The sequence below is a fragment of the Bradyrhizobium sp. BWC-3-1 genome, assembly GCF_032917965.1.
In the GTDB taxonomy this organism is placed as follows: domain Bacteria; phylum Pseudomonadota; class Alphaproteobacteria; order Rhizobiales; family Xanthobacteraceae; genus Bradyrhizobium; species Bradyrhizobium canariense_D.
Window position 1 is genome coordinate 3,891,125 of the sequence record NZ_CP136625.1, and the last position, 17,824, is coordinate 3,908,948.

Annotated in this window: 20 protein-coding genes; 15 read left to right on the top strand and 5 right to left on the bottom strand. The window is 62.5% G+C overall.

Going from position 1 to position 17,824, the window contains the following annotated elements:
• Positions 1-642 precede the first annotated feature (642 nt).
• Together RX329_RS18755 and RX329_RS18760 are read left to right on the top strand one after the other, a co-directional pair.
• The gene (locus tag RX329_RS18755) at positions 643-1,203 is read left to right on the top strand and encodes a hypothetical protein (RefSeq protein WP_317246315.1); all 561 of its coding nucleotides are present in this window, start codon (positions 643-645) and stop codon (positions 1,201-1,203) included.
• Positions 1,204-1,852: 649 nt separating this feature from the next.
• On the top strand, positions 1,853-2,812 hold the full coding sequence (locus RX329_RS18760; RefSeq protein ID WP_018457614.1) for an OmpA family protein: 960 nt from the start codon (positions 1,853-1,855) through the stop codon (positions 2,810-2,812).
• A 302-nt stretch (positions 2,813-3,114) separates the two neighbouring features.
• On the opposite strand, the gene RX329_RS18765 is transcribed toward RX329_RS18760, so the two are convergent.
• Together RX329_RS18765 and RX329_RS18770 are read right to left on the bottom strand one after the other, a co-directional pair.
• Positions 3,115-3,321, bottom strand: a complete 207-nt coding sequence (locus RX329_RS18765) for a hypothetical protein (protein ID WP_247335912.1) — start codon at positions 3,319-3,321, stop codon at positions 3,115-3,117.
• Positions 3,322-3,416: 95 nt separating this feature from the next.
• Entirely contained in the window at positions 3,417-4,280 is an 864-nt protein-coding gene (locus tag RX329_RS18770; RefSeq protein WP_204511540.1) for a formate/nitrite transporter family protein, read from the bottom strand.
• Positions 4,281-4,473: 193 nt separating this feature from the next.
• On the opposite strand from RX329_RS18770, the gene RX329_RS18775 reads away from it, so the two are divergent.
• The 4 genes from RX329_RS18775 to RX329_RS18790 are packed head-to-tail and all read left to right on the top strand — an operon-like array spanning position 4,474 to position 6,690.
• Positions 4,474-4,926 (top strand): DUF2231 domain-containing protein, encoded by a 453-nt coding sequence (locus RX329_RS18775; RefSeq protein WP_317246316.1) that lies wholly within the window; start codon positions 4,474-4,476, stop codon positions 4,924-4,926.
• Entirely contained in the window at positions 4,923-6,257 is a 1,335-nt protein-coding gene (locus RX329_RS18780) for a PQQ-dependent sugar dehydrogenase (RefSeq protein WP_247362342.1), read from the top strand. The genes RX329_RS18775 and RX329_RS18780 overlap by 4 nt, the downstream gene beginning before the upstream one ends.
• Positions 6,258-6,279: 22 nt before the next feature.
• Positions 6,280-6,483 (top strand): hypothetical protein, encoded by a 204-nt coding sequence (locus RX329_RS18785; protein WP_007611681.1) that lies wholly within the window; start codon positions 6,280-6,282, stop codon positions 6,481-6,483.
• 36 nt (positions 6,484-6,519) lie between these two features.
• Positions 6,520-6,690, top strand: coding sequence for a hypothetical protein (locus tag RX329_RS18790; RefSeq protein WP_166520788.1), 171 nt, complete (start codon positions 6,520-6,522; stop codon positions 6,688-6,690).
• A gap of 54 nt (positions 6,691-6,744) precedes the next feature.
• Here the strand turns inward: RX329_RS18790 and RX329_RS18795 are convergent, their stop codons facing one another.
• Both RX329_RS18795 and RX329_RS18800 read right to left on the bottom strand, forming a co-directional pair.
• The gene (locus RX329_RS18795; protein WP_085351261.1) at positions 6,745-7,128 is read right to left on the bottom strand and encodes a type II toxin-antitoxin system VapC family toxin; all 384 of its coding nucleotides are present in this window, start codon (positions 7,126-7,128) and stop codon (positions 6,745-6,747) included.
• Complete coding sequence (locus RX329_RS18800) at positions 7,125-7,382, bottom strand: type II toxin-antitoxin system prevent-host-death family antitoxin (protein WP_317246317.1); 258 nt, start codon at positions 7,380-7,382, stop codon at positions 7,125-7,127. Before RX329_RS18800 ends, RX329_RS18795 begins: the two co-directional genes overlap by 4 nt.
• Before the next feature lie 348 nt (positions 7,383-7,730).
• Here RX329_RS18800 and RX329_RS18805 point away from each other — a divergent pair, with 348 nt between their 5' ends.
• From RX329_RS18805 to RX329_RS18830, 6 genes are all read left to right on the top strand, one after another.
• Entirely contained in the window at positions 7,731-9,119 is a 1,389-nt protein-coding gene (locus RX329_RS18805; protein ID WP_317246318.1) for an MFS transporter, read from the top strand.
• A 118-nt stretch (positions 9,120-9,237) separates the two neighbouring features.
• The gene (locus RX329_RS18810; protein WP_317246319.1) at positions 9,238-10,065 is read left to right on the top strand and encodes a 3-keto-5-aminohexanoate cleavage protein; all 828 of its coding nucleotides are present in this window, start codon (positions 9,238-9,240) and stop codon (positions 10,063-10,065) included.
• Positions 10,066-10,200: 135 nt separating this feature from the next.
• Positions 10,201-11,406, top strand: a complete 1,206-nt coding sequence (locus RX329_RS18815) for an MFS transporter (RefSeq protein WP_247377499.1) — start codon at positions 10,201-10,203, stop codon at positions 11,404-11,406.
• A gap of 169 nt (positions 11,407-11,575) precedes the next feature.
• Complete coding sequence (locus RX329_RS18820; protein WP_085357978.1) at positions 11,576-12,805, top strand: CaiB/BaiF CoA transferase family protein; 1,230 nt, start codon at positions 11,576-11,578, stop codon at positions 12,803-12,805.
• 189 nt (positions 12,806-12,994) lie between these two features.
• Positions 12,995-13,210 carry a hypothetical protein gene (locus RX329_RS18825; RefSeq protein ID WP_018457601.1) on the top strand — a complete coding sequence of 72 codons (216 nt, stop codon included), beginning with the start codon at positions 12,995-12,997 and terminating at the stop codon, positions 13,208-13,210.
• A gap of 108 nt (positions 13,211-13,318) precedes the next feature.
• The gene (locus tag RX329_RS18830; RefSeq protein ID WP_162847229.1) at positions 13,319-13,711 is read left to right on the top strand and encodes a RidA family protein; all 393 of its coding nucleotides are present in this window, start codon (positions 13,319-13,321) and stop codon (positions 13,709-13,711) included.
• Positions 13,712-13,714: 3 nt separating this feature from the next.
• On the opposite strand, the gene RX329_RS18835 is transcribed toward RX329_RS18830, so the two are convergent.
• A complete protein-coding gene (locus tag RX329_RS18835; protein ID WP_085351267.1) occupies positions 13,715-14,377 on the bottom strand; it encodes a TetR/AcrR family transcriptional regulator in 663 nt (220 codons plus the stop codon).
• 222 nt (positions 14,378-14,599) lie between these two features.
• Between RX329_RS18835 and RX329_RS18840 the strand changes: the two genes are divergently transcribed.
• The 3 genes from RX329_RS18840 (at position 14,600) to RX329_RS18850 (ending at position 17,742) form a co-directional block, all read left to right on the top strand.
• Positions 14,600-15,835: an acyl-CoA dehydrogenase family protein gene (locus RX329_RS18840; protein ID WP_317246320.1), complete on the top strand. Its 1,236-nt coding sequence runs from the start codon at positions 14,600-14,602 to the stop codon at positions 15,833-15,835.
• A gap of 132 nt (positions 15,836-15,967) precedes the next feature.
• Complete coding sequence (locus RX329_RS18845) at positions 15,968-17,026, top strand: phosphotransferase family protein (protein WP_085396314.1); 1,059 nt, start codon at positions 15,968-15,970, stop codon at positions 17,024-17,026.
• An 89-nt stretch (positions 17,027-17,115) separates the two neighbouring features.
• Positions 17,116-17,742 (top strand): LysE family translocator, encoded by a 627-nt coding sequence (locus RX329_RS18850; protein ID WP_018460215.1) that lies wholly within the window; start codon positions 17,116-17,118, stop codon positions 17,740-17,742.
• Positions 17,743-17,824 lie beyond the last annotated feature (82 nt).

Here is a 17,824-nt window from a genome sequence, read left to right on the forward strand (position 1 = left end):
TACTGAATTCACACGCCACTGGCCGCTGGCCTATCTCCGTACAGTACCAGTTTCGAGCCCGATCCATTCCTATGTGTTGTCTGGCACTGCGCTCGCGTTCAAACGGCACGGAAGAAATCGCGGGCCGGCGCTGTGTGCCGTTTCATGTGGATGATGGGCACCCGCCAGTATCGATGTCTCGCGCTGGCGAATTAAGCTTTTGAAATTATAGGATTATTGCACTTAAGGCGTGTTCGCGGCAGTGCAGCAGAGCCTCTGGCTTGGTTCAAACGAAGATTCCGCGGTCGGCAGATCGAGGGGACGTGAAGTCCAGGACGCCGGCTTGCGGGTCAATCTCTCGGTTACAGCTTGCGCGGAGGTCAGGAGCCCGTCAGTTCGGCTTTCCATGTTCCCCGGTGCTCGATCTTCAGGTTCCTGCCGGACGCTCGCCCCGGAAACTGCTCCTTTGCAATGCGGGAACCAGTCTCCGAGTCGCGAAGGCGGGCCTTGGTCTACCAGTCGATCGCGTCGGTGGCCGCTACCGGAAGTCGTCAGTGCGCAAGTCGCCAGCCGACTTAATCAGAAAGCCCTGAATATAAGCCGCTCTATTTCGAACGATAGCGTACGGAGATACAATCGCAATTCCGAACTTTGGAGAAGTTGATGCCCATTCCGTTGAGGATTTACATCACGCCATTTGCCGAGAGAGGGAGCGTTGAGCCCGGGCAATGGAGCAGCGAGACAGCCAAGAAGGCGCTCGACGTGGTCAATACGATCTGGTCAAAGGCCAAGATCGCGTTCGTGATCAGCGATTGCTTGATGGAGAAGCCGCTCGACATGGCAAAGAGCGCGCGCAGCAATGACCAGCGATTGCTGGGTGTTCTTGCCTCTCGGCACGATCCGGACAATGCCGTCCACGTCTACCTCGTCAATTCGATTGAAAATCTGGCCGCCGGTGGAAGCTCATACCCCAATAGCCAACCGGAGCCGGCAAGCTTCGTCCAATGGTATGGCAATGACCACGCCAATGGACGCGCCTGGGCTCACGAGCTCGGCCATCTAATGAGCCTCGATCACGTCGAGATCGACTATTCCAATGAGAAGCAGGCGGCGCGGCGTGTCAAGAACCTCATGACGATAGGATTGAGCGTCGGTTCTGACCTGACGGGCCAGCAGATTGATGCAGCCAAGGGTTCAAAGCTGGTCAAGCGATTTGGCGGATAAGTCCGCAGCCGGCCGCAGAATTTGTCAGCTCCGTCGTTCTGCACGTTGCGCGCCTTCGCCAGGTTCCTATTCGCGAGATCCTCGTCGCTCCAATCCAGGCGTTGGGCGCAAGAGTCCATGATTGCGATCACGCTGGTTACCACTTCTCCCGCTTTGGGAAAAGCCATCCGCAATTAATATGCAAATGACCCCAACGATGAGATCACCAACGACCATATCAAGTGCTTCCGGGATATTGCAGCTGCGCTAGACGACGCTTACCGTTTCGCTCTATTTTTGATGGGCGATCAGGTAGACGCAGAACAAGCCGGCAAACGTACTATCCAGATGCGCTGCCGATTTAACGTGGTTGGGTAGCGGCCCTCCAAGTCTAGGGCGATCGCGCGAAGTCGTCGTGCTGTACGAATTCCAGGGCCCGTCCTATCGCGACTCTCTTATATCGTAGCTGCTCCGATCGCGACAGTGATGTCGCGTATTGCACAAGGGCATACTCCTTCGGTGCCAGATCGAAATGGGAGCAAGATCACAACCTTCGTTGCAGCTGTCGATTTGAACTTCTCTTTTCCTGCCTGCACTAAAACAAGGTGGTCCTGCGGCCGTCCGGACGATCACCGACGAGTTCCTATTTGTCGATTGCAGGTCGAAGAGAATGTTCCACAAAACCGGTCCGGGCAAGGTTGACGTCGATCTGGATTTTTCGGGAGTGGGGGTTTTGCACGCGCGGCTTTGGAATTTCGATTTCGATGACTTTGCCGGCTACCAGTTTCGGGGCTTGAAGACAGAGCACTTCGAATTTCTCAAGAACAAGGTGGTTCCCCTGGTGGAGCACGACGCTGGTCAGATCTGGATGACGGGATCCGCGAGCCGGATCGGTACGGCTGATTGGAATATGACGACATCAGCCAACCGCGTCATTACGGTCGCGCGGTCTCTGTCAGAGATGGGCATCCGCCCGGAGCAAATGCAGACGCACGCCATCGGCAATACGCAGACGGCAAATCACAGGCTGGACGAAGACAACGATAGATCAGTGGTCCTTTGGGTTCTGCCTAAGGTCTATTTCGAACCGATCATAAAGCCAGACTTGCCCCGACCCGTTCCGCCGAAGCCAAAGGTCAGTCGAAATTTCAAGATAGCCATGCTGCTTGAGGTCGACGGTTCGATCTCGTTTGCAGCGAGAGCGGCCATCAAGCGCATCGTGAAGGGCAGGGCCGGAGCCGGGATTGCGTTTGCCAGCGCGTTGTTCTCCATATGGGACACGGAAAACAATTTGAAGTGCACCTACGTCTATGCCGCGGTCGGCCTAGGCTTCGGCTTGACCCTTCCGAAGACCGGCGGCAGATCGGGGACTCTGCATGGCCCCTGGAATTCGTTTACGACCGAAAAGCCCATCTCCTGTTCGCAGTTCGGCAAGTCAATGCGCTTTACGACTATCGGGATAGGGGACTTAAGCAAGAACTGGATCTTGCTGGAAACGCCCAGAGGAGTGAAGGACGTCTACTTGAGCATCAGCACGGGCACCACCATCGGCGGCGGCGCGTCGACCTACCCAGCCCATTTGAGCGCTTTCGTCCCGCTAGAGCGACCGAAGCCGTTTGGCGGGCCTTGAGTGAATCGGCTCATCATAACCTTTAGCCGGCGTCGGCGAGGGGAGCTCCGGGTTGACCCGCCGTGGTGATCTCAATGGGTCAAAAAAACGCCCAAAATGTCAGAACAGCCTTTGAAGACACTACAGTATTTCGAGACTTCCAAGCTGAATACGAGGGTTCGATTCCCTTCACCCGCTCCATCCCAACAATTGATGCATCTTGATTGACCGACTTTGACCGTCAAGTCGGTCCCGGCGACGGCTGGAGCTTGGAGCGGGCGGCCTTGCGATAACCGGGTGCGTTTCGGGTCGGCAGAGCGGCTCTATTCCTGTTTGCCGTCCTTCTCCTCGCGCTGCTTCCGGGCACGATCGACTGCGCCGCCCTGGGGCTGCCCGCTGACCTTCACGCCGGGGAGATGATCGACCTTGTTGTTGGCGGTATCTTCGGCACGCTGCAATTCACGATCGATGATGTCGCGTGATCCTTCGGCCGGGTCCTTGTCGAATGGGCTCTTGGTATCGGTGCTCATGATTGATCCTGCTCGTCGGCGCGCGTTGATTTGCCGAGGCAAGCTCGGCTCGGGCCCATCGTTCCTGTCGAGGCGGCAGCTTTTGTGCAGGCTCTTTACTCCCTGTGGTCGCGGATTTCGGGGGCGACCTGTCCGTAGTTCAGCAGGGCCACGAGGGTCGTTCCGCCCAGAATATTGCCGAGGAGTGTCGGTACGAAGAAGTCCGAGGCATATTGCGAGAGCGACGCCAGGCCGCTCTGCACCAGGAAGGCGCACTCGACCGAGCCCGCGATGATGTGCGCGAACTGGCCGAGCGCGACCACATAGGTCATCACGACGACGAGGTGCGGGCGCGATCCCTTCACGGCAGGCAGTAGCCACGCCATCAAGGCGATCAGCCAGCCGGCAAAGATCGCCCGGACAAGGGTCGTCGCGAACGTACCCTCGATGGTGTGGCGGCTGAGATCGACGAAGGCGCCCACGATGCGGGGTTCGAAGATGCTGGTGTGCGCGAGCACGGATCCAACGGCCCAGGTTCCTGCGATGTTGGAGGCGAGGACCAGGCCCCAAAGCTTGATCACGCTCCCAAGCGTGCCGAGATCCCTGTTGTGCAACAGCGGCAGCATCGGCGTCAGGGTGTTCTCGGTGAAGAGCTGCTGCCGTCCCAGCACCACGACCAGGAAACCGACCGTGTAGCCGAGCGGAGCCACCAGCCGTCGGGTGGCCTCATCGGAAATCAGCGCGTGAAACTCGCCCTGGACAATCAGGGACAATCCCATCGAAAGGCCGGCGGCGAGGCCGGACAGCACGATGGCCCACCATCGCCGTTCCAGTTCCTGCTCACCCTCGGCGCGGATTGTCTCATGGATCAGCGCTGCGCTAGGCCGGCTCTGGGATTCGATCTGTTTCGTCTGGCGCCGCGAGACGCCGTCGAGCTTTGAGGCTGGATTGAAGGAGGCGCCGTCGCCAGGCTGGTCCACTCCGCGGTCTCCTGAAGGGCAGGTTCATCTCAATGCCGGGATCAAGGCTCGGAGCGGCAAGGGGTTCCTGGTAAGTGCTCGCACGCCGCAGCATTGTTGAGGCACAGCGGCGCCGTGGTCGACCATCAGGAACCTTCGTGGAAAGCGGGTGTTTTCTACCGGGGCGGGGTGGCGATCTGACGAGAGGCCAACCGTGCAAGACAATTTGCGTGTGCGCTCGACCGCGCAGATCGCGGGCCATCCGATTCATCCGATGCTGGTGCCGATACCGATCGCTTGTTTCATCGGAGCGCTGTTGACCGATATTGCCTATGTCGTCAGTGCCGAGATCATGTGGGCGGATTTTTCCGCCTGGCTTCTGGTCGTCGGCGTCATCTTCGGCGTACTGGCGGCGATCGCGGGCCTGACCGATTTTCTCGGCAACCGTCTGGTGCGGGCGCAACCGCCGGCCTGGCCGCATCTGATCGGCAACGCGGTGGCGTTGGTCCTGGCGATCGTCAATGCGTTGATCCATACGCGCGATGCCTGGACCTCGGTGTGGCCGACCGGGCTCATTCTTTCAGCCATCACCGTATTGATCCTGTCGGTCACCGGCTGGCTCGGCTGGGCCATGGTGTATCGCCACGGTGTAGGAGTTGCGCGATGAACTCCGCAATCGTTCGGGTGCTGTTGTGTGCCTCGCTGCTGTGTCTCGCCGGCTGCAATGACGGCAGTGGCGATCCGAAGGCGCAAACCGGCGCCAACCCGACGCTGCCCGACATCCAGCAATACCTGCTGCCGCCGATGCACATCGCCCGTATCGTCGGCTGGAAAAAGGACGAGACCCCGGCCGTCGCGCAGGGCTTGCAGGCCAAGGCCTTCGCGACCGGCTTGCAGCACCCCCGATTCCTCTACGTGCTGCCCAACGGCGACGTGCTGGTGGTGGAATCCAAGGCGCCGAAGGGCGCTCCGATCAAGCGGCCCAAGGAAATCGTGATGGGATACATCGAGTCCTGGGCGACATCAGGCGGCGACACCGGCGCGAGCAACCGCATCACGCTGCTGCGCGACAGCAACGGCGACGGCGTGCCGGACGTGCAGAGCGTCTTCCTCGACCATCTCAACTCGCCGTTCGGCGTCGCGCTGGTCGGCAACGATCTCTATGTCGCCAACACCGATGCGATCGTCAGATATCCCTACACGGAGGGTGATACGAAGATCACCGCGCCGGGCACGGTGCTGACGCCGCTGCCGGGCGGACCGATCGATCATCACTGGACCAAGAGCCTGGTCGCGAGCCCCGACGGTTCAAAGCTCTATGCCGGCGTCGGCTCCAACAGCAACATCACCGAGAACGGCATGGAGGCCGAGCACAATCGCGCCGCGATCCTCGAGATCGACCGTGCCAGCGGCCGCTGGCGCATCTTCGCGAGCGGCTTGCGCAATCCCAACGGCCTCAGCTTCGAGCCGCAGACCGGGACGCTGTGGACGGTGGTGAACGAGCGCGACGAACTCGGTCCCGATCTCGTGCCGGACTACATGACGTCGGTGAGGGACGGCGGCTTCTATGGCTGGCCCTACAGCTATTACGGCCAGCACGTCGATCCTCGCGTCAAGCCGGAGCGTCCTGATCTCGTCGCCAAGGCGATCGTGCCGGACTATGCGCTGAGCTCGCATGTCGCGCCGCTCGGCATGGCCTTCAACACAAGCGCGAGTTTGCCGGCGGCCTATCGCGGCGGCGCCTTCGTCGGCGAGCACGGCAGTTGGAACAGGCAGGTCTTGAACGGCTACAAGGTGGTGTTCGTGCCATTCACGGATGGCAGGCCGAGCGGTCCGCCGCAGGACGTCGTCACCGGCTTCCTCAACAGCGACAACCAGGCGCGCGGGCGGCCCGTCGGCGTCGCCATCGACAAGACCGGCGCGCTGCTGGTCGCCGATGACAGCGGCAACACGGTGTGGCGCGTGACGGCGGCGCACCCGCAGCTCACGCAGCGATAGATAGATCTCGAGGAGTTACACCATGGGCCTTGCTCAATACACGATCGTGCCGGTGCAGGACGAATGGGGCGTGCTGCATGACGGCGACGTCAAGAACAGATACTCCACCAAGGAAGCGGCCTTCGAATCGGCGGTGGCTGCCGCCTCGCTGGCGCTTCGCGAGGGACACGAAGTCCATGTCAGCGTGCCCGGCCGGGAAGCCGGCGAGAACGCGCTGGGAATTTGATGGGACACTCCGAGCAGAACACTTCAGGAGGCTGCGATGACCAAGCCCCGGGAGCCGAACGGCATTGAACCCTCCCGCTCTGAAGACGACATTCAGCGAGACCAGCTCGGGCCGCGCGGCGTGCCGGGTGCGCCGGATCCGGCCAAGATGACACCCCAACGCGACAAGAAAACGCCGAAGCACGTCGATCCCGGCCATACAGCCTGACGGCTGCCCCGCGGCTTTTCTGTTCGGCCGGTAAGTCGCCGCCCGGCCGTCGACTTACGCCGCCGCAACGATATCCGTCTTGGCAAAGTCGTCGCCGACATAAAGAAGTGCGCAGCCATGCTCCTTGGCGACATCGTAGGCGAAGCAGTCACCAAAGTTGAGACCGGCAGGACGAATGCCTTTGCCCCAACGCGAGTAGATTTGCGCCACGCGTTCGGCCGAAGCTTGGGTCACCGAGATCACGTTCAAACCGAGATCGTTAATCAGCTTGTTCATCTCTTCGTCGACGCCCCGCCGTGCCGCGACGATCAGGCTTTCTGCAACGGAGGCCGCCGAGATCAGGATTTCGTCGGCGGTGTCCAGTGCGGTGATGCAAGCATCGGCTTGCGGTTCGTCGAGCACGATCGCCATCAGTGCGGAGGTATCGACTGCGATCATTCCGGCAGTCCGTCATCGCCGAAAAGAAAGTCCTGACTGCGCGCGGCGCTCGGTCCGGGAATAGCTTTGGCCCCGCCGGTCCTTCGCGCCGCATCAAGCGCGGTCCGGCGGGTGGCGCGGTCCGGCGGAAGCTTGACCGGGACGAGCCGCACCGCGGGATGCCCATGTCGCGTCAGGATCACCTCGTCGCCGGCCTCTGCGCGGCGGACAAGATCGGTCAATTGTCCTTTTGCGTCGGTAACGGAGACCCGCATCTCATTGTCCTTCCTCAATTTTCATAAAATGGACCATGCAATGGTCCAATGTCAACCACCTCCCACCCCGCCATCGCCGGACGCGATCTCGCGGTTGATCTCGGCATGAGCCTGCCGGCGGTGTTCGCCGGGACGTGGGCTCTCGCGCGCAAATAACATCATGTTAGGTTTGTCGAATAACTGGGTAATTGTGTTAGCCCGGCGAAAGCTTATCGTCGCCACCAAGCAGACACCCATCGGCAATGACAAGCGCTCGCGAAACTCCGCAGAGCGGCCGGAGAGTGCTGCCCAATTTTGAGCGAAGCCCGTCAACGGGACGTCAGCAAAACCCAAGGGAGGAATCTTGAGATGACCGCGATCCATCAGATGAGTCAGTCCAGGAAAGCCGCTGCCAGCGGCTGGATCGGGTCGGCTCTCGAATATTATGACTTCTTCATCTACGCGACCGCCGCGTCACTGATCTTCCCGCAAATCTTCTTCCCGTCGGAGAATCCCACCGTCGCGATCGTCGCCTCGTTGGCGACCTATGGCGTCGGGTATGTGGCCCGGCCGATTGGCGCGTTTGTCCTCGGGCACTGGGGCGACACCCATGGCCGCAAGACGGTTCTCATCGTCTGCATGTTCTTGATGGGCATCTCGACGATGGCCGTGGGTATCCTGCCGACCTACCAGCAGGTTGGCATCCTGGCGCCAATCCTGCTCGTCATTCTGCGCCTCGTGCAGGGATTTGCCGTGGCCGGCGAAATCTCGGGCGCAAGCTCGATGATCCTGGAGCACGCGCCGTTCGGCCGGCGGGGCTTCTATGCCAGCTTCGCCCTTCAGGGGGTGCAGGCCGGACAGATCCTCGCCGCAGCAATCTTCCTGCCGTTGGCGGCCTATATGCCGACCGAGGCCTTCAACAGCTGGGGCTGGCGGATTCCCTTCCTGCTCAGCTTCTTCGTCATCGTCGCGGGCTACATCATTCGTCGCGAAGTCGACGAGACCCCTGCTTTTGCCCGCGAGGGCGAGCGGGGAGAAACGCCGCGCGCGCCCATCGTTCAGGCGATCAAGCTGAGTTGGCGCGACATGCTCAGGGTCATCTGCATGGCGCTGATGAATGTCATTCCTGTCGTTGCGACCATCTTCGGCGCGGCCTATGCGGTGCAGCCGGCCTACGGCATCGGTTTTGCCAAGGACGTCTATCTCTGGATCCCCGTGCTCGGAAACATGCTGGCCGTGTTCGTCATTCCCTTCGTCGGCAATCTCTCCGACAAGGTCGGCCGCAAGCCCCCGATCATCGTCGGCGCGCTTCTCTCTGGCTTGCTCGCCTTTGGCTACCTCTATGCCATCAGCATCAGGAATGTGCCGCTGGCAATATTGGTGTCGCTCTTGATGTGGGGCGTAGTCTATCAGGGCTACAACGCGATCTTCCCGAGCTTTTACCCGGAGCTGTTTCCGACCCGCACCCGCGTCTCGGCGATGGCGATATCGCAGAACATCGGAACCACCATCACCGCATTGCTGCCCGCCCTGTTTGCGACCGTCGCGCCTCCCGGCTCGACCAACATTCCCCTGACGGTGGGGGCGATTGCCTTCGCTATCACGGTGATCGCCGCGCTGGCCGCCCTGACCGCGCGGGAAACCTATCGGATCAGGATCGACGATCTCGGCAATCCCAATGCCGTTCCGATGCCGCGGGCCGACTATGAGCGGCAGCGTGCGGAGGCGGCGAGCGGTGCGGCCGCAATTCCGATCTGACGGTTACGCAAGGAAGCCATGCCGCTGCGATCGAGGACGTTGCAGCGGCAGGGTTCGAGGCGTTACCTAACTGCCTGCTCGATTCCGCGCGCGAGCGCGATCATCATGAGGTTGCAGAATGAACCCCGTCGTCATTGCCGTCGCAATCACCGGCTCCGTTCCGCGCAAGAAGGACAATCCCGCGGTCCCGATTCTGCCGCCCGAGCAGATCGAGTCGACGCACCAGGCCTTCGAAGCCGGTGCCACGCTCGCCCATATCCATGTTCGCAACGATGACGAGACGCCGTCCTCCGATCCCGAGCGTTTCGCCCTGGTGCAGGCGGGGATCAAGAAGCACTGTCCTGACATGATCGTTCAGTTCTCGACCGGAGGGCGGGGCCGCGATCCCTCGGCGCGCGGATCGTCGCTCTACCTGAAGCCGGACATGGCCTCGCTCTCCACCGGTTCTGTGAACTTTCCGACCATCGTCTACGAGAACAGCGCCGCGCTGGTGGAGACCCTCGCCACCGGGATGAAGGCGAATGGCATCCGGCCGGAAATCGAGATCTTCGATTTGTCGCATCTGCATGGCGCCCGCCGCCTGATCGAGGCGGGGCTGATCGACCAGCGTCCGCACGTGCAGTTCGTCATGGGCGTCAAGAACGCCATGCCCGCGGACGAGCATGTCCTCGACATCTTGCTGGGAGAGCTCAGGCGGCTGATCCCGGAGGCGACATGGACGGCAGCGGGGATCGGACGCCACCAGGCCGAGGTCATGGGCTGGGCGCTCGCGCGGGGCGCCGATGCGGTCCGCACCGGCCTCGAGGACAATATCAGGATCGACAAGGCGCGCCTCGCGGCCAGCAACGCGGAACTCGTGGCCGTCGCCGGTGAGGCTGTCGCGCGTCACGGCCGGCGCGTGGCGACTGCGGCCGAGGCGCGATCCCTGCTCGGGCTCGCGGGGTAGGGCGCTCCTGCCGCCACCTGACATGCTCCCGGCCGCCTGCTGCCATTCGACGGCCGGCGTTTCCCTGCGCTAAGTCCGGGGGTAAGACAGGTGTCACAGGCGTGATCGGCGCCTGCCGGGCAGGCGACGATTGGAATGCGGTTCTTGAAATCTGACAGCAGGCTCATCGGGGTCCTGCTGGTGCTTGCGGTCTCCCAGCTTGTCGGGTGGGGTACGATAGGTCTTCCCGCCATCGTCGGACGCGATCTCGCGGCCGATCTCGGCATGAGCCTGCCGGCGGTGTTCGCCGGGACGTCCGTCCTCTATGTGTCGATGGGGCTATGCGCGCCCTGGCTCGCCAGGTCGTTTGCGCGGCACGGCGCACGAAAGGTCATGATCTCAGGCACGGTCCTCACCGTGCCGGGCTTCATCCTGCTGTCCCTCGCGCGCGAGCCGATGCTGTATTTCGCGGCCTGGATCGTCCTTGGCATCGCCGGCAGCGCCACGCTTTCGACCGGCGCCTATATCATGCTGAACGAGGTCGCCGGGCGGCAGGCCAAGAATGCCATCGGCGCGCTGATGCTGGTGACGGGCCTTTCGAGCAGCATCTTCTGGCCGACGACGTCGTTCCTCAGCGGTTTGCTCGGCTGGCGCGGGACGTGCCTCGTCTATGCAGCCATGATGGTCGTCATCAACCTTCCGCTCTATGCATTCTTTGCACCGCGCCGGAAAATCGTCGGTGATCGTGGCGGCGAGCCGGTGAAATCTTCGCCGCCGCCTGCGATTCCCAGGAGCACCTTCAGCCTCGTCGTTGCCGCGATCACGCTGAATGCCTTCGTCAATTTTGGCATCGGCGCCATCATGATCGAGTTGCTCCGGGCGGAGGGGCTTCCCCCGGCGCAGGCGCTTGCGTTTGGCTCGATGCTGGGCGTGATCCAGGTCAGCGCCCGCGGACTCGATTTTCTCGGCGGAGGGCGGTGGGATGGAATCACGACCGGGCTCGTCGCCGGCACGGCGCTGCCGATCGCCATGCTGCTGCTGATGACGAGCGAGGGCGCGACCTGGGCGGTTGCGGCCTTCATCCTGCTCTACGGCGCCGGCAGCGGCGCGATGGCGGTGGCGCGGGCAACGATCCCGCTCGTGTTCTACGATCAGACCGAGTTCGCCAAGGCGATGTCGATGATCGCGTTGCCGCTCAATCTCGCCTCCGCGGTCTCGCCGCCGCTCCTTGTCGGCCTGCTCACCCAGTTCGGCAGCCGCGGCGCGCTCGGTCTCACCTTCGTCTGCTCCTGCGCCACGGTGCTGATCCTGGTCCTGCTCGGCCGCCGCCGGCCGCAGGTGGCTGCAGCGGCTGCAACCTGAGAATATTCGCCATGCGGAAATTCACCGCGCGGTGACCTGCGCCGGGCGGGCTGGGGGATGGCCGTATGCCCACAGTGCAGTGCTCGGACCGCCAAAATAGTGTATCCGCAGGGAGCGCGTCCCGCGATCTCGCCGCCGCGCCAAGATCCAGTTCCCGGAGGAATTCGACATGTCGGCCCTGCCGCTCTCAGGCATCAAGATCCTTGACCTCACCCGCGTGCTTGCCGGGCCCCTGTCGGCCCAGATGCTGGGCGATTTGGGCGCGGAGGTGATCAAGATCGAGCGGCCGGGCACCGGTGACGACGCGCGCGCCTTCGGCCCGCCTTATCTGACCGACCCCGACGGCAAAGCCAACAACAACAATTCATTCTACCTCTGCGCCAACCGCAACAAGAAGTCGGTCACGGTCAACATCGCCAAGCCCGAGGGGCAGGCGATTATCCGCGAGCTCGCCAAGGATGTCGACGTCTTCATGGAGAACTACAAGGTCGGCGATCTCAAGCGCTACGGCCTCGACTACGAGACCATCAAGGCGATCAATCCCGGCATTATCTACTGCTCGGTGACCGGCTTCGGCCAGACCGGCCCCTATGCGCCGCGCGCCGGCTACGACGCCATCCTGCAGGCGATGGGCGGCCTGATGAGCGTCACCGGCCATATCGACGGCGAGCCCGGCGAGGGCCCGATGAAGGTCGGCCCGTCGATCGTCGACTACATGACCGGCATGAACACCTCGATCGGGATTCTCTCGGCGCTCTATCATCGCGACGCCAATGATGGCGTGGGGCAGCATATCGACGTCTGCCTGTTCGACACCGTCATCGCGTCGTTGTCGCACTGGCTGCAGATCTACCTCGTCAACGGCAAGACGCCGCCGCGCCGCGGCACTTGGGGCAATGGCGGCATGCCGGCCGGCGTGTTCCGCTGCACCGACGGCGAGCTGATGCTGGTGGTCGGCAATGACGGCCAGTTCCAGCGCACCTGCGCCGTGCTCGGCGCGCCCGAACTCGCGAGCGACAAGCGTTTCGTCAGGAACAACGACCGCGTCGTGCACGGCAAGGAGATCATGGCGATCTTCGCCGGCCTGTTCCTGAAGCAGCCGGTGGCCTATTGGCTGGACAGATTGGAGGAGGCCGGCGTGCCCTCCGGCCCGATCAACAATTTCGAGCAGGTGTTTTCCGATCCGCACGTCCAGTCGCGCGGCATGCGGGTGAAGGTCGATCATCCCTTCCAGCCCGATCTCTCGCTGATCCGCAACGCGCTGACGCTCTCGGAAACCCCGATCAAGGATTACCGCGCCCCGCCGCTGCTCGGTGAGCACACCCAGGAGGTGCTCGCCGGCAAGCTCCGCTACGATGCCGGCAAGATCGAGACGCTGAAGCAGCAGGGGATTATCTAGCTTCGGCGAAGCGGCGCGCGCGGTTTGGCCTGATCGCCACTGGATAAAAACGGACGTCAACATGACGCTCCTGCGGCCTTGCGCGAACCTTGCGGGCAATCCCCAGATAATTCCGGTCCGTACTCACACAGGCTTCCGCTCTGCGCGCGACTCAGATTCGATCGGTCCACTCAGTCCGGGAGGGAACGCATGTCCTACACGATCGGGTTTCAGGCCAAGAACCAGAAGGCAATTCTGGCGACCGAGGCGGCAACGGCCAACCAGGCCGTCGCGATCATTGCCGCGTTGCGGCAAAGCGCCGACGAAATAAAGTTCATCCGCTCGCCGCAGGAAGGCGACATGGGCATCGAGATGCTGCTGCTGCTCGCCAAGGAAGAGGCCGAGGAGATGCCGCAGCACGCCTAGGCGGCTCGGCGACCAAACTTCGATCAGAAGCGAAGCATGACGGCTGCAACATGCTGTAGCAAGCCGTCATCTCGCTTGGACCGAAGGTGGCCGCCCATGAATCTCGAAATGAAACGCGAAGCGCTCCGCGTCGAACCGATCTCGACTTTCCTCGATCGTCGGCAGGCGCCGGTCTCGCCGGTCACGCGCGCCGGCAACATGATCTTCGTCGCCGGCCTGCCGCCATTCGACCCCGAGACGGGCGAGATCGCGGACGTGCCGATCGAACGGCAGAGCGAGCTGATCATGGAGCAGATGAAGCTGTGCCTTGAGACGGCGGGCGCGAGCCTCGACAACGTCATGAAGTGCAACGTCTACTGCACCTCGACCAAGCACTTCGCCGCGTTCAACAACGTCTATGCGCGCTATTTCCCGCACGATCCGCCGGCGCGGATCTTCGTCTGTACGCCGGAATGGTTCGGCCCCTTCGACGTCGAGATCGACTGCATCGCGATGATGTGAAGGTTAGCGCGCCGCCACTTTTGACGGCGCCTTCGCCTCCGTCCGTCCCGCCGTCAGCGCCATCGTCGCCACGCTGACGACGCGCGCGACCACGTCCTCGACATCGTCGAGGTCGCATTTGCCCTCCGACAGTTTCGTCAGCCGCTCGCTCTCGCGGATGGTGTGGTGCGCCATGGCGAGCGCGAAGTTCAGGCCCCAGTAAATATCGACGTCGCTGCGGTCGGGCAGGGACCTTCGCATCGCGCCGGCGAATTTGCGCAAATGGTCGATCTCGCGATTCTTGATGCGGCGGATCGGCGGCACGGATTCGATCGAAGCGCGGATCATGAAGCGCGCCGCGCTCGAGCGCTGGTTCTCGGGACCGAGGCAGCCGCGCAGCGTCGGGCCGACCAAGGCATGCAGGATTACCTCGATCGGCGCGCGGCCGCCGCCTTGTTCTTCCGCCGCCTTCAATTCGCGCAGACGCTCGCGATTGGTGGCGATCGAGCGTGTCACGAACAGCTCCGCGATCAACTCGTCCTTCGAGCCGAAATGATAGTTCACCGCCGCGAGGTTGACATTGGCCTCAGCGACGATGTCGCGCAACGTCACGTCGCCGAACCCGCGATCGGCATAGAGCCGTTCGGCAGCGGCGAGAATGGCAGTCCGGGTATGATCGCTGGCCATGGGAGCCCCTCGGGGAGGGAGTTGCAATTCAAACAGTTGTATGAAACTATCGTTTGAAGACCGGGAAAGTCAATCCGCAATCGGGACTCGTTCGCAAACGCGCGAATGGGTTCCGGAGCATCCGCAAGCCGCGCATTCGCACTTGCGGGTCGCACAATGCGGGTGGACAGTCCGGCGCAAAACAAGTTCGCCAAACGAGTTGGCAAAGACGAGGAGCGTCCCATGGATTTCGATCTGTCGCCGAAGCAGAAGGAATGGCTCGACCGCGTGCAGTCCTTCATGGCCAAGCACGTGCGCCCGGCGGTGCCGGTCTATGATGAGCAGGATCGCAGCGGCGAACGCTGGAAGGTGATCCCGGTGCTCGAGGATCTCAAGAAGAAGGCGAAAGCCGAAGGCCTCTGGAACATGTTCATGCCGCCCAACGAGCATGAGGACGACGAATTCCGCGGCGCGGGACTGACCAATCTCGAATACGCGCTGCTCTCCGAGCAGATGGGCCACATCTCCTGGGCTTCGGAAGTCTTCAATTGTTCCGCGCCCGACACCGGCAACATGGAAGTGTTCATGCGCTACGGCTCCAAGGAGCAGAAGCGCAAATGGCTGCGTCCGCTGATGGACGGCGAAATCCGCTCCGCCTTTCTCATGACGGAGCCGGCCGTGGCCTCGTCCGATGCCACCAACATCGAAACCAGCATCGTGAAGGACGGCGACCATTACGTCATCAACGGCCGCAAATGGTGGTCGTCCGGCGTCGGCGATCCCCGCTGCAAGATCGCGATCCTGATGGGCAAGACGGACTTCAAAGCGGCCAAACACCAGCAGCAGTCGCAGATCCTGGTTCCGCTCGACACCCCCGGCATCAGGGTCGAGAAGATGTTGCCCGTGTTCGGCTTCGACGACGCGCCGCACGGCCACGCCCAGGTGCTGCTCGAGAACGTGCGGGTGCCGAAGGAGAACATCCTGCTCGGCGAAGGCCGCGGCTTCGAGATCGCGCAGGGCCGTCTCGGTCCCGGCCGCATCCATCACTGCATGCGCACCATCGGCAAGGCCGAGGAGGCGCTGGAGAAAATGGTGAAGCGGCTCACCTCGCGCACCGCCTTCGGCAAGCGGATCGTCGAGCATTCGGTGTGGGAGCAGCGCATCGGCGAGGCCCGCACCAACATCGAGATGACGCGGCTGTTGTGCCTCAAGGCCGCCGACATGATGGACAAGGTCGGCAACAAGACCGCTCAGGCCGAGATCGCCATGATCAAGGTCGCAGCCCCCAACATGGCGCTGAAGATCATCGACGAGGCGATTCAGGCGTTCGGCGGTGCAGGCGTCTCGGACGAAGCCGGCCTCGCCAAGGACTATGCCCACATCCGCACGCTCCGTCTCGCCGACGGCCCGGACGAGGTGCACAATCGCGCCATTGCCAGGCTCGAGGTTCGGAAGTATGCAAACTCTTCCAGTCATTAAGCGGGAGAGCACGCTGGCGCTCCCGATTTGAAGAAACGACAGGGCATGATCCGTGATCGGATGACCGCTTGACGCAAGTGCGCTGGGGGTTACCGATTAGGATCATGTTCGGACTGAAGAGGGAGCGTCATCGTGGCTGACGGCGTCAGGAAAGACGAAGAGTTCTCGGGCACCAAACCGGTCGAGGAGCGTCATCGCATCGACGAGATGCGGCTCGAAGCCTGGCTGCGCGAGAACGTCGAGGGTTATGAGGGACCGCTGGTCGTGCTCCAGTTCAAGGGCGGCCAGTCCAACCCGACCTATCGGCTCGACACGCCGAACCGCTCCTATGTGATGCGCCGAAAACCGTTCGGCAAATTGTTGCCGTCGGCGCACGCGGTCGATCGCGAATATCGCGTGATCGCGGCGCTGGGAAAGCAGGGCTTTCCGGTCGCGAAGGCCTATGCGCTGTGCCAGGACGACAGCATCATCGGTTCGGCCTTCTACATCATGTCGATGGAAGACGGCCGGGTGTTCTGGGATCCGACGCTGCCGAGCCAGACGCGGGATGATCGTCGAAAGATCTTCACCAGCAAGATCGAGACGCTGGCAAAACTCCACATGTTCGATCCCGTCGCGATCGGTCTTGGCGACTTCGGCAAACCCGGCAACTACTTTGCCCGGCAGATCGACCGCTGGACCAAGCAGTACCGCGCGTCCGAGACCCAGACCATTCCGGAGTTCGAGAAGGTCGCCGAATGGTTGCCGAAGACCGTGCCGGAGCAGGCGCGCGTCTCGATCGTCCACGGCGACTATCGCCTCGACAACATGATTTTCCACGCGACGGAACCACGCGTGCAGGCCGTGCTGGATTGGGAATTGTCGACGCTCGGCGATCCCATGGCCGACTTCACCTATCTGCTGATGCAGTGGGTCATGCCCGGCCTGGACGGCGCCGATCTCAGGGCGCTCAACATCCCGAGCGTGGAGGAGGCCGCGCAGATCTATTGCAACGTCACCAAGATGACGGTGCCTGACCTCAACTGGTATTTCGCCTACAACCTGTTCCGTCTCGCCGGCATCACGCAAGGCATCGCCGGCCGGGTCCGCGACGGCACCGCGGCGAATGCCAAGGCGCTGGAGTCAGCCAAGCGCACCGTTCCGCTGTCGAAGGCGTCTTGGGAGTACGCGCAGAAGGCGGGCGCGGTTTAAGGAATCCGAAGGCGCGGCTGACGGCCGCGCCTTTGCTTGCGTTCCTCTCGTGTCTGGACACGGGACAGAATGACGAGAGAGATGCCCGCATGATCGATCACACCACCCTCATCACCTACATCCTCATCGTCCTCGGCTTCGTCTTCATTCCCGGACCGGCGACACTCCTCACCATGGCGCGCGCCGCGAGCTCGGGGACCAGGGTCGGCATCGCGACGGGCGCGGGAATTGCGGCCGGTGACGTGGTCCACACCACCATGGCGATCGTCGGCCTCTCTGCGATCATCGCAACGTCGGCGCTCCTGTTCAGCGTCGTCAAATACGCGGGCGCGGGCTTTCTGATCTATCTCGGCATTCGCGCCATGCTCGACAAGACGCCGCTCGAGGTGAATGGCGGCGCGCCCGCGATCAGCGCAGTACGGGCATTCCGGCAGGCCGTGCTGACCGAGGTGCTGAATCCGAAGACCGCGCTGTTCTTCCTCGCGTTCCTGCCGCAGTTCGTCCGGCCCGAGCATGGTTCGACGACGCTGCAGCTCGCGCTGCTCGGCGCTGTGTTCGTGTTGCTCGGCCTCCTTAGCACGGTGGTGTTCGCCGTCGGCGCCGGCCGTCTCGGCAATTTGCTACGCCGCCATCCAGCCGTCGTGAAATGGCAGGGCAAGGTGGTCGGGACCATCTACTGCGCCGTCGGCGTGCGGCTGGCTTTGCAGGAGCGATGAGGCGCACCGCTCATTCTAGCCCGGATGAGCGCAGCGATATCCGGGACAGCGGCCCCGCATGTCGCCGCTATGCTCATGCGGA

What these genes read in the sequence shown, in the direction of transcription:
- RX329_RS18755 (WP_317246315.1), top strand. Translation starts at nt 643, where the DNA reads ATGCCCATTCCGTTGAGGATTTACATCACGCCATTTGCCGAGAGAGGG.
- RX329_RS18760 (WP_018457614.1), top strand. Translation starts at nt 1,853, where the DNA reads ATGTTCCACAAAACCGGTCCGGGCAAGGTTGACGTCGATCTGGATTTT.
- RX329_RS18765 (WP_247335912.1), bottom strand. Translation starts at nt 3,321, where the DNA reads ATGAGCACCGATACCAAGAGCCCATTCGACAAGGACCCGGCCGAAGGA.
- RX329_RS18780 (WP_247362342.1), top strand. Translation starts at nt 4,923, where the DNA reads ATGAACTCCGCAATCGTTCGGGTGCTGTTGTGTGCCTCGCTGCTGTGT.
- RX329_RS18785 (WP_007611681.1), top strand. Translation starts at nt 6,280, where the DNA reads ATGGGCCTTGCTCAATACACGATCGTGCCGGTGCAGGACGAATGGGGC.
- RX329_RS18790 (WP_166520788.1), top strand. Translation starts at nt 6,520, where the DNA reads ATGACCAAGCCCCGGGAGCCGAACGGCATTGAACCCTCCCGCTCTGAA.
- RX329_RS18795 (WP_085351261.1), bottom strand. Translation starts at nt 7,128, where the DNA reads ATGATCGCAGTCGATACCTCCGCACTGATGGCGATCGTGCTCGACGAA.
- RX329_RS18800 (WP_317246317.1), bottom strand. Translation starts at nt 7,382, where the DNA reads ATGCGGGTCTCCGTTACCGACGCAAAAGGACAATTGACCGATCTTGTC.
- RX329_RS18805 (WP_317246318.1), top strand. Translation starts at nt 7,731, where the DNA reads ATGACCGCGATCCATCAGATGAGTCAGTCCAGGAAAGCCGCTGCCAGC.
- RX329_RS18810 (WP_317246319.1), top strand. Translation starts at nt 9,238, where the DNA reads ATGAACCCCGTCGTCATTGCCGTCGCAATCACCGGCTCCGTTCCGCGC.
- RX329_RS18815 (WP_247377499.1), top strand. Translation starts at nt 10,201, where the DNA reads ATGCGGTTCTTGAAATCTGACAGCAGGCTCATCGGGGTCCTGCTGGTG.
- RX329_RS18820 (WP_085357978.1), top strand. Translation starts at nt 11,576, where the DNA reads ATGTCGGCCCTGCCGCTCTCAGGCATCAAGATCCTTGACCTCACCCGC.
- RX329_RS18825 (WP_018457601.1), top strand. Translation starts at nt 12,995, where the DNA reads ATGTCCTACACGATCGGGTTTCAGGCCAAGAACCAGAAGGCAATTCTG.
- RX329_RS18830 (WP_162847229.1), top strand. Translation starts at nt 13,319, where the DNA reads ATGAAACGCGAAGCGCTCCGCGTCGAACCGATCTCGACTTTCCTCGAT.
- RX329_RS18835 (WP_085351267.1), bottom strand. Translation starts at nt 14,377, where the DNA reads ATGGCCAGCGATCATACCCGGACTGCCATTCTCGCCGCTGCCGAACGG.
- RX329_RS18840 (WP_317246320.1), top strand. Translation starts at nt 14,600, where the DNA reads ATGGATTTCGATCTGTCGCCGAAGCAGAAGGAATGGCTCGACCGCGTG.
- RX329_RS18850 (WP_018460215.1), top strand. Translation starts at nt 17,116, where the DNA reads ATGATCGATCACACCACCCTCATCACCTACATCCTCATCGTCCTCGGC.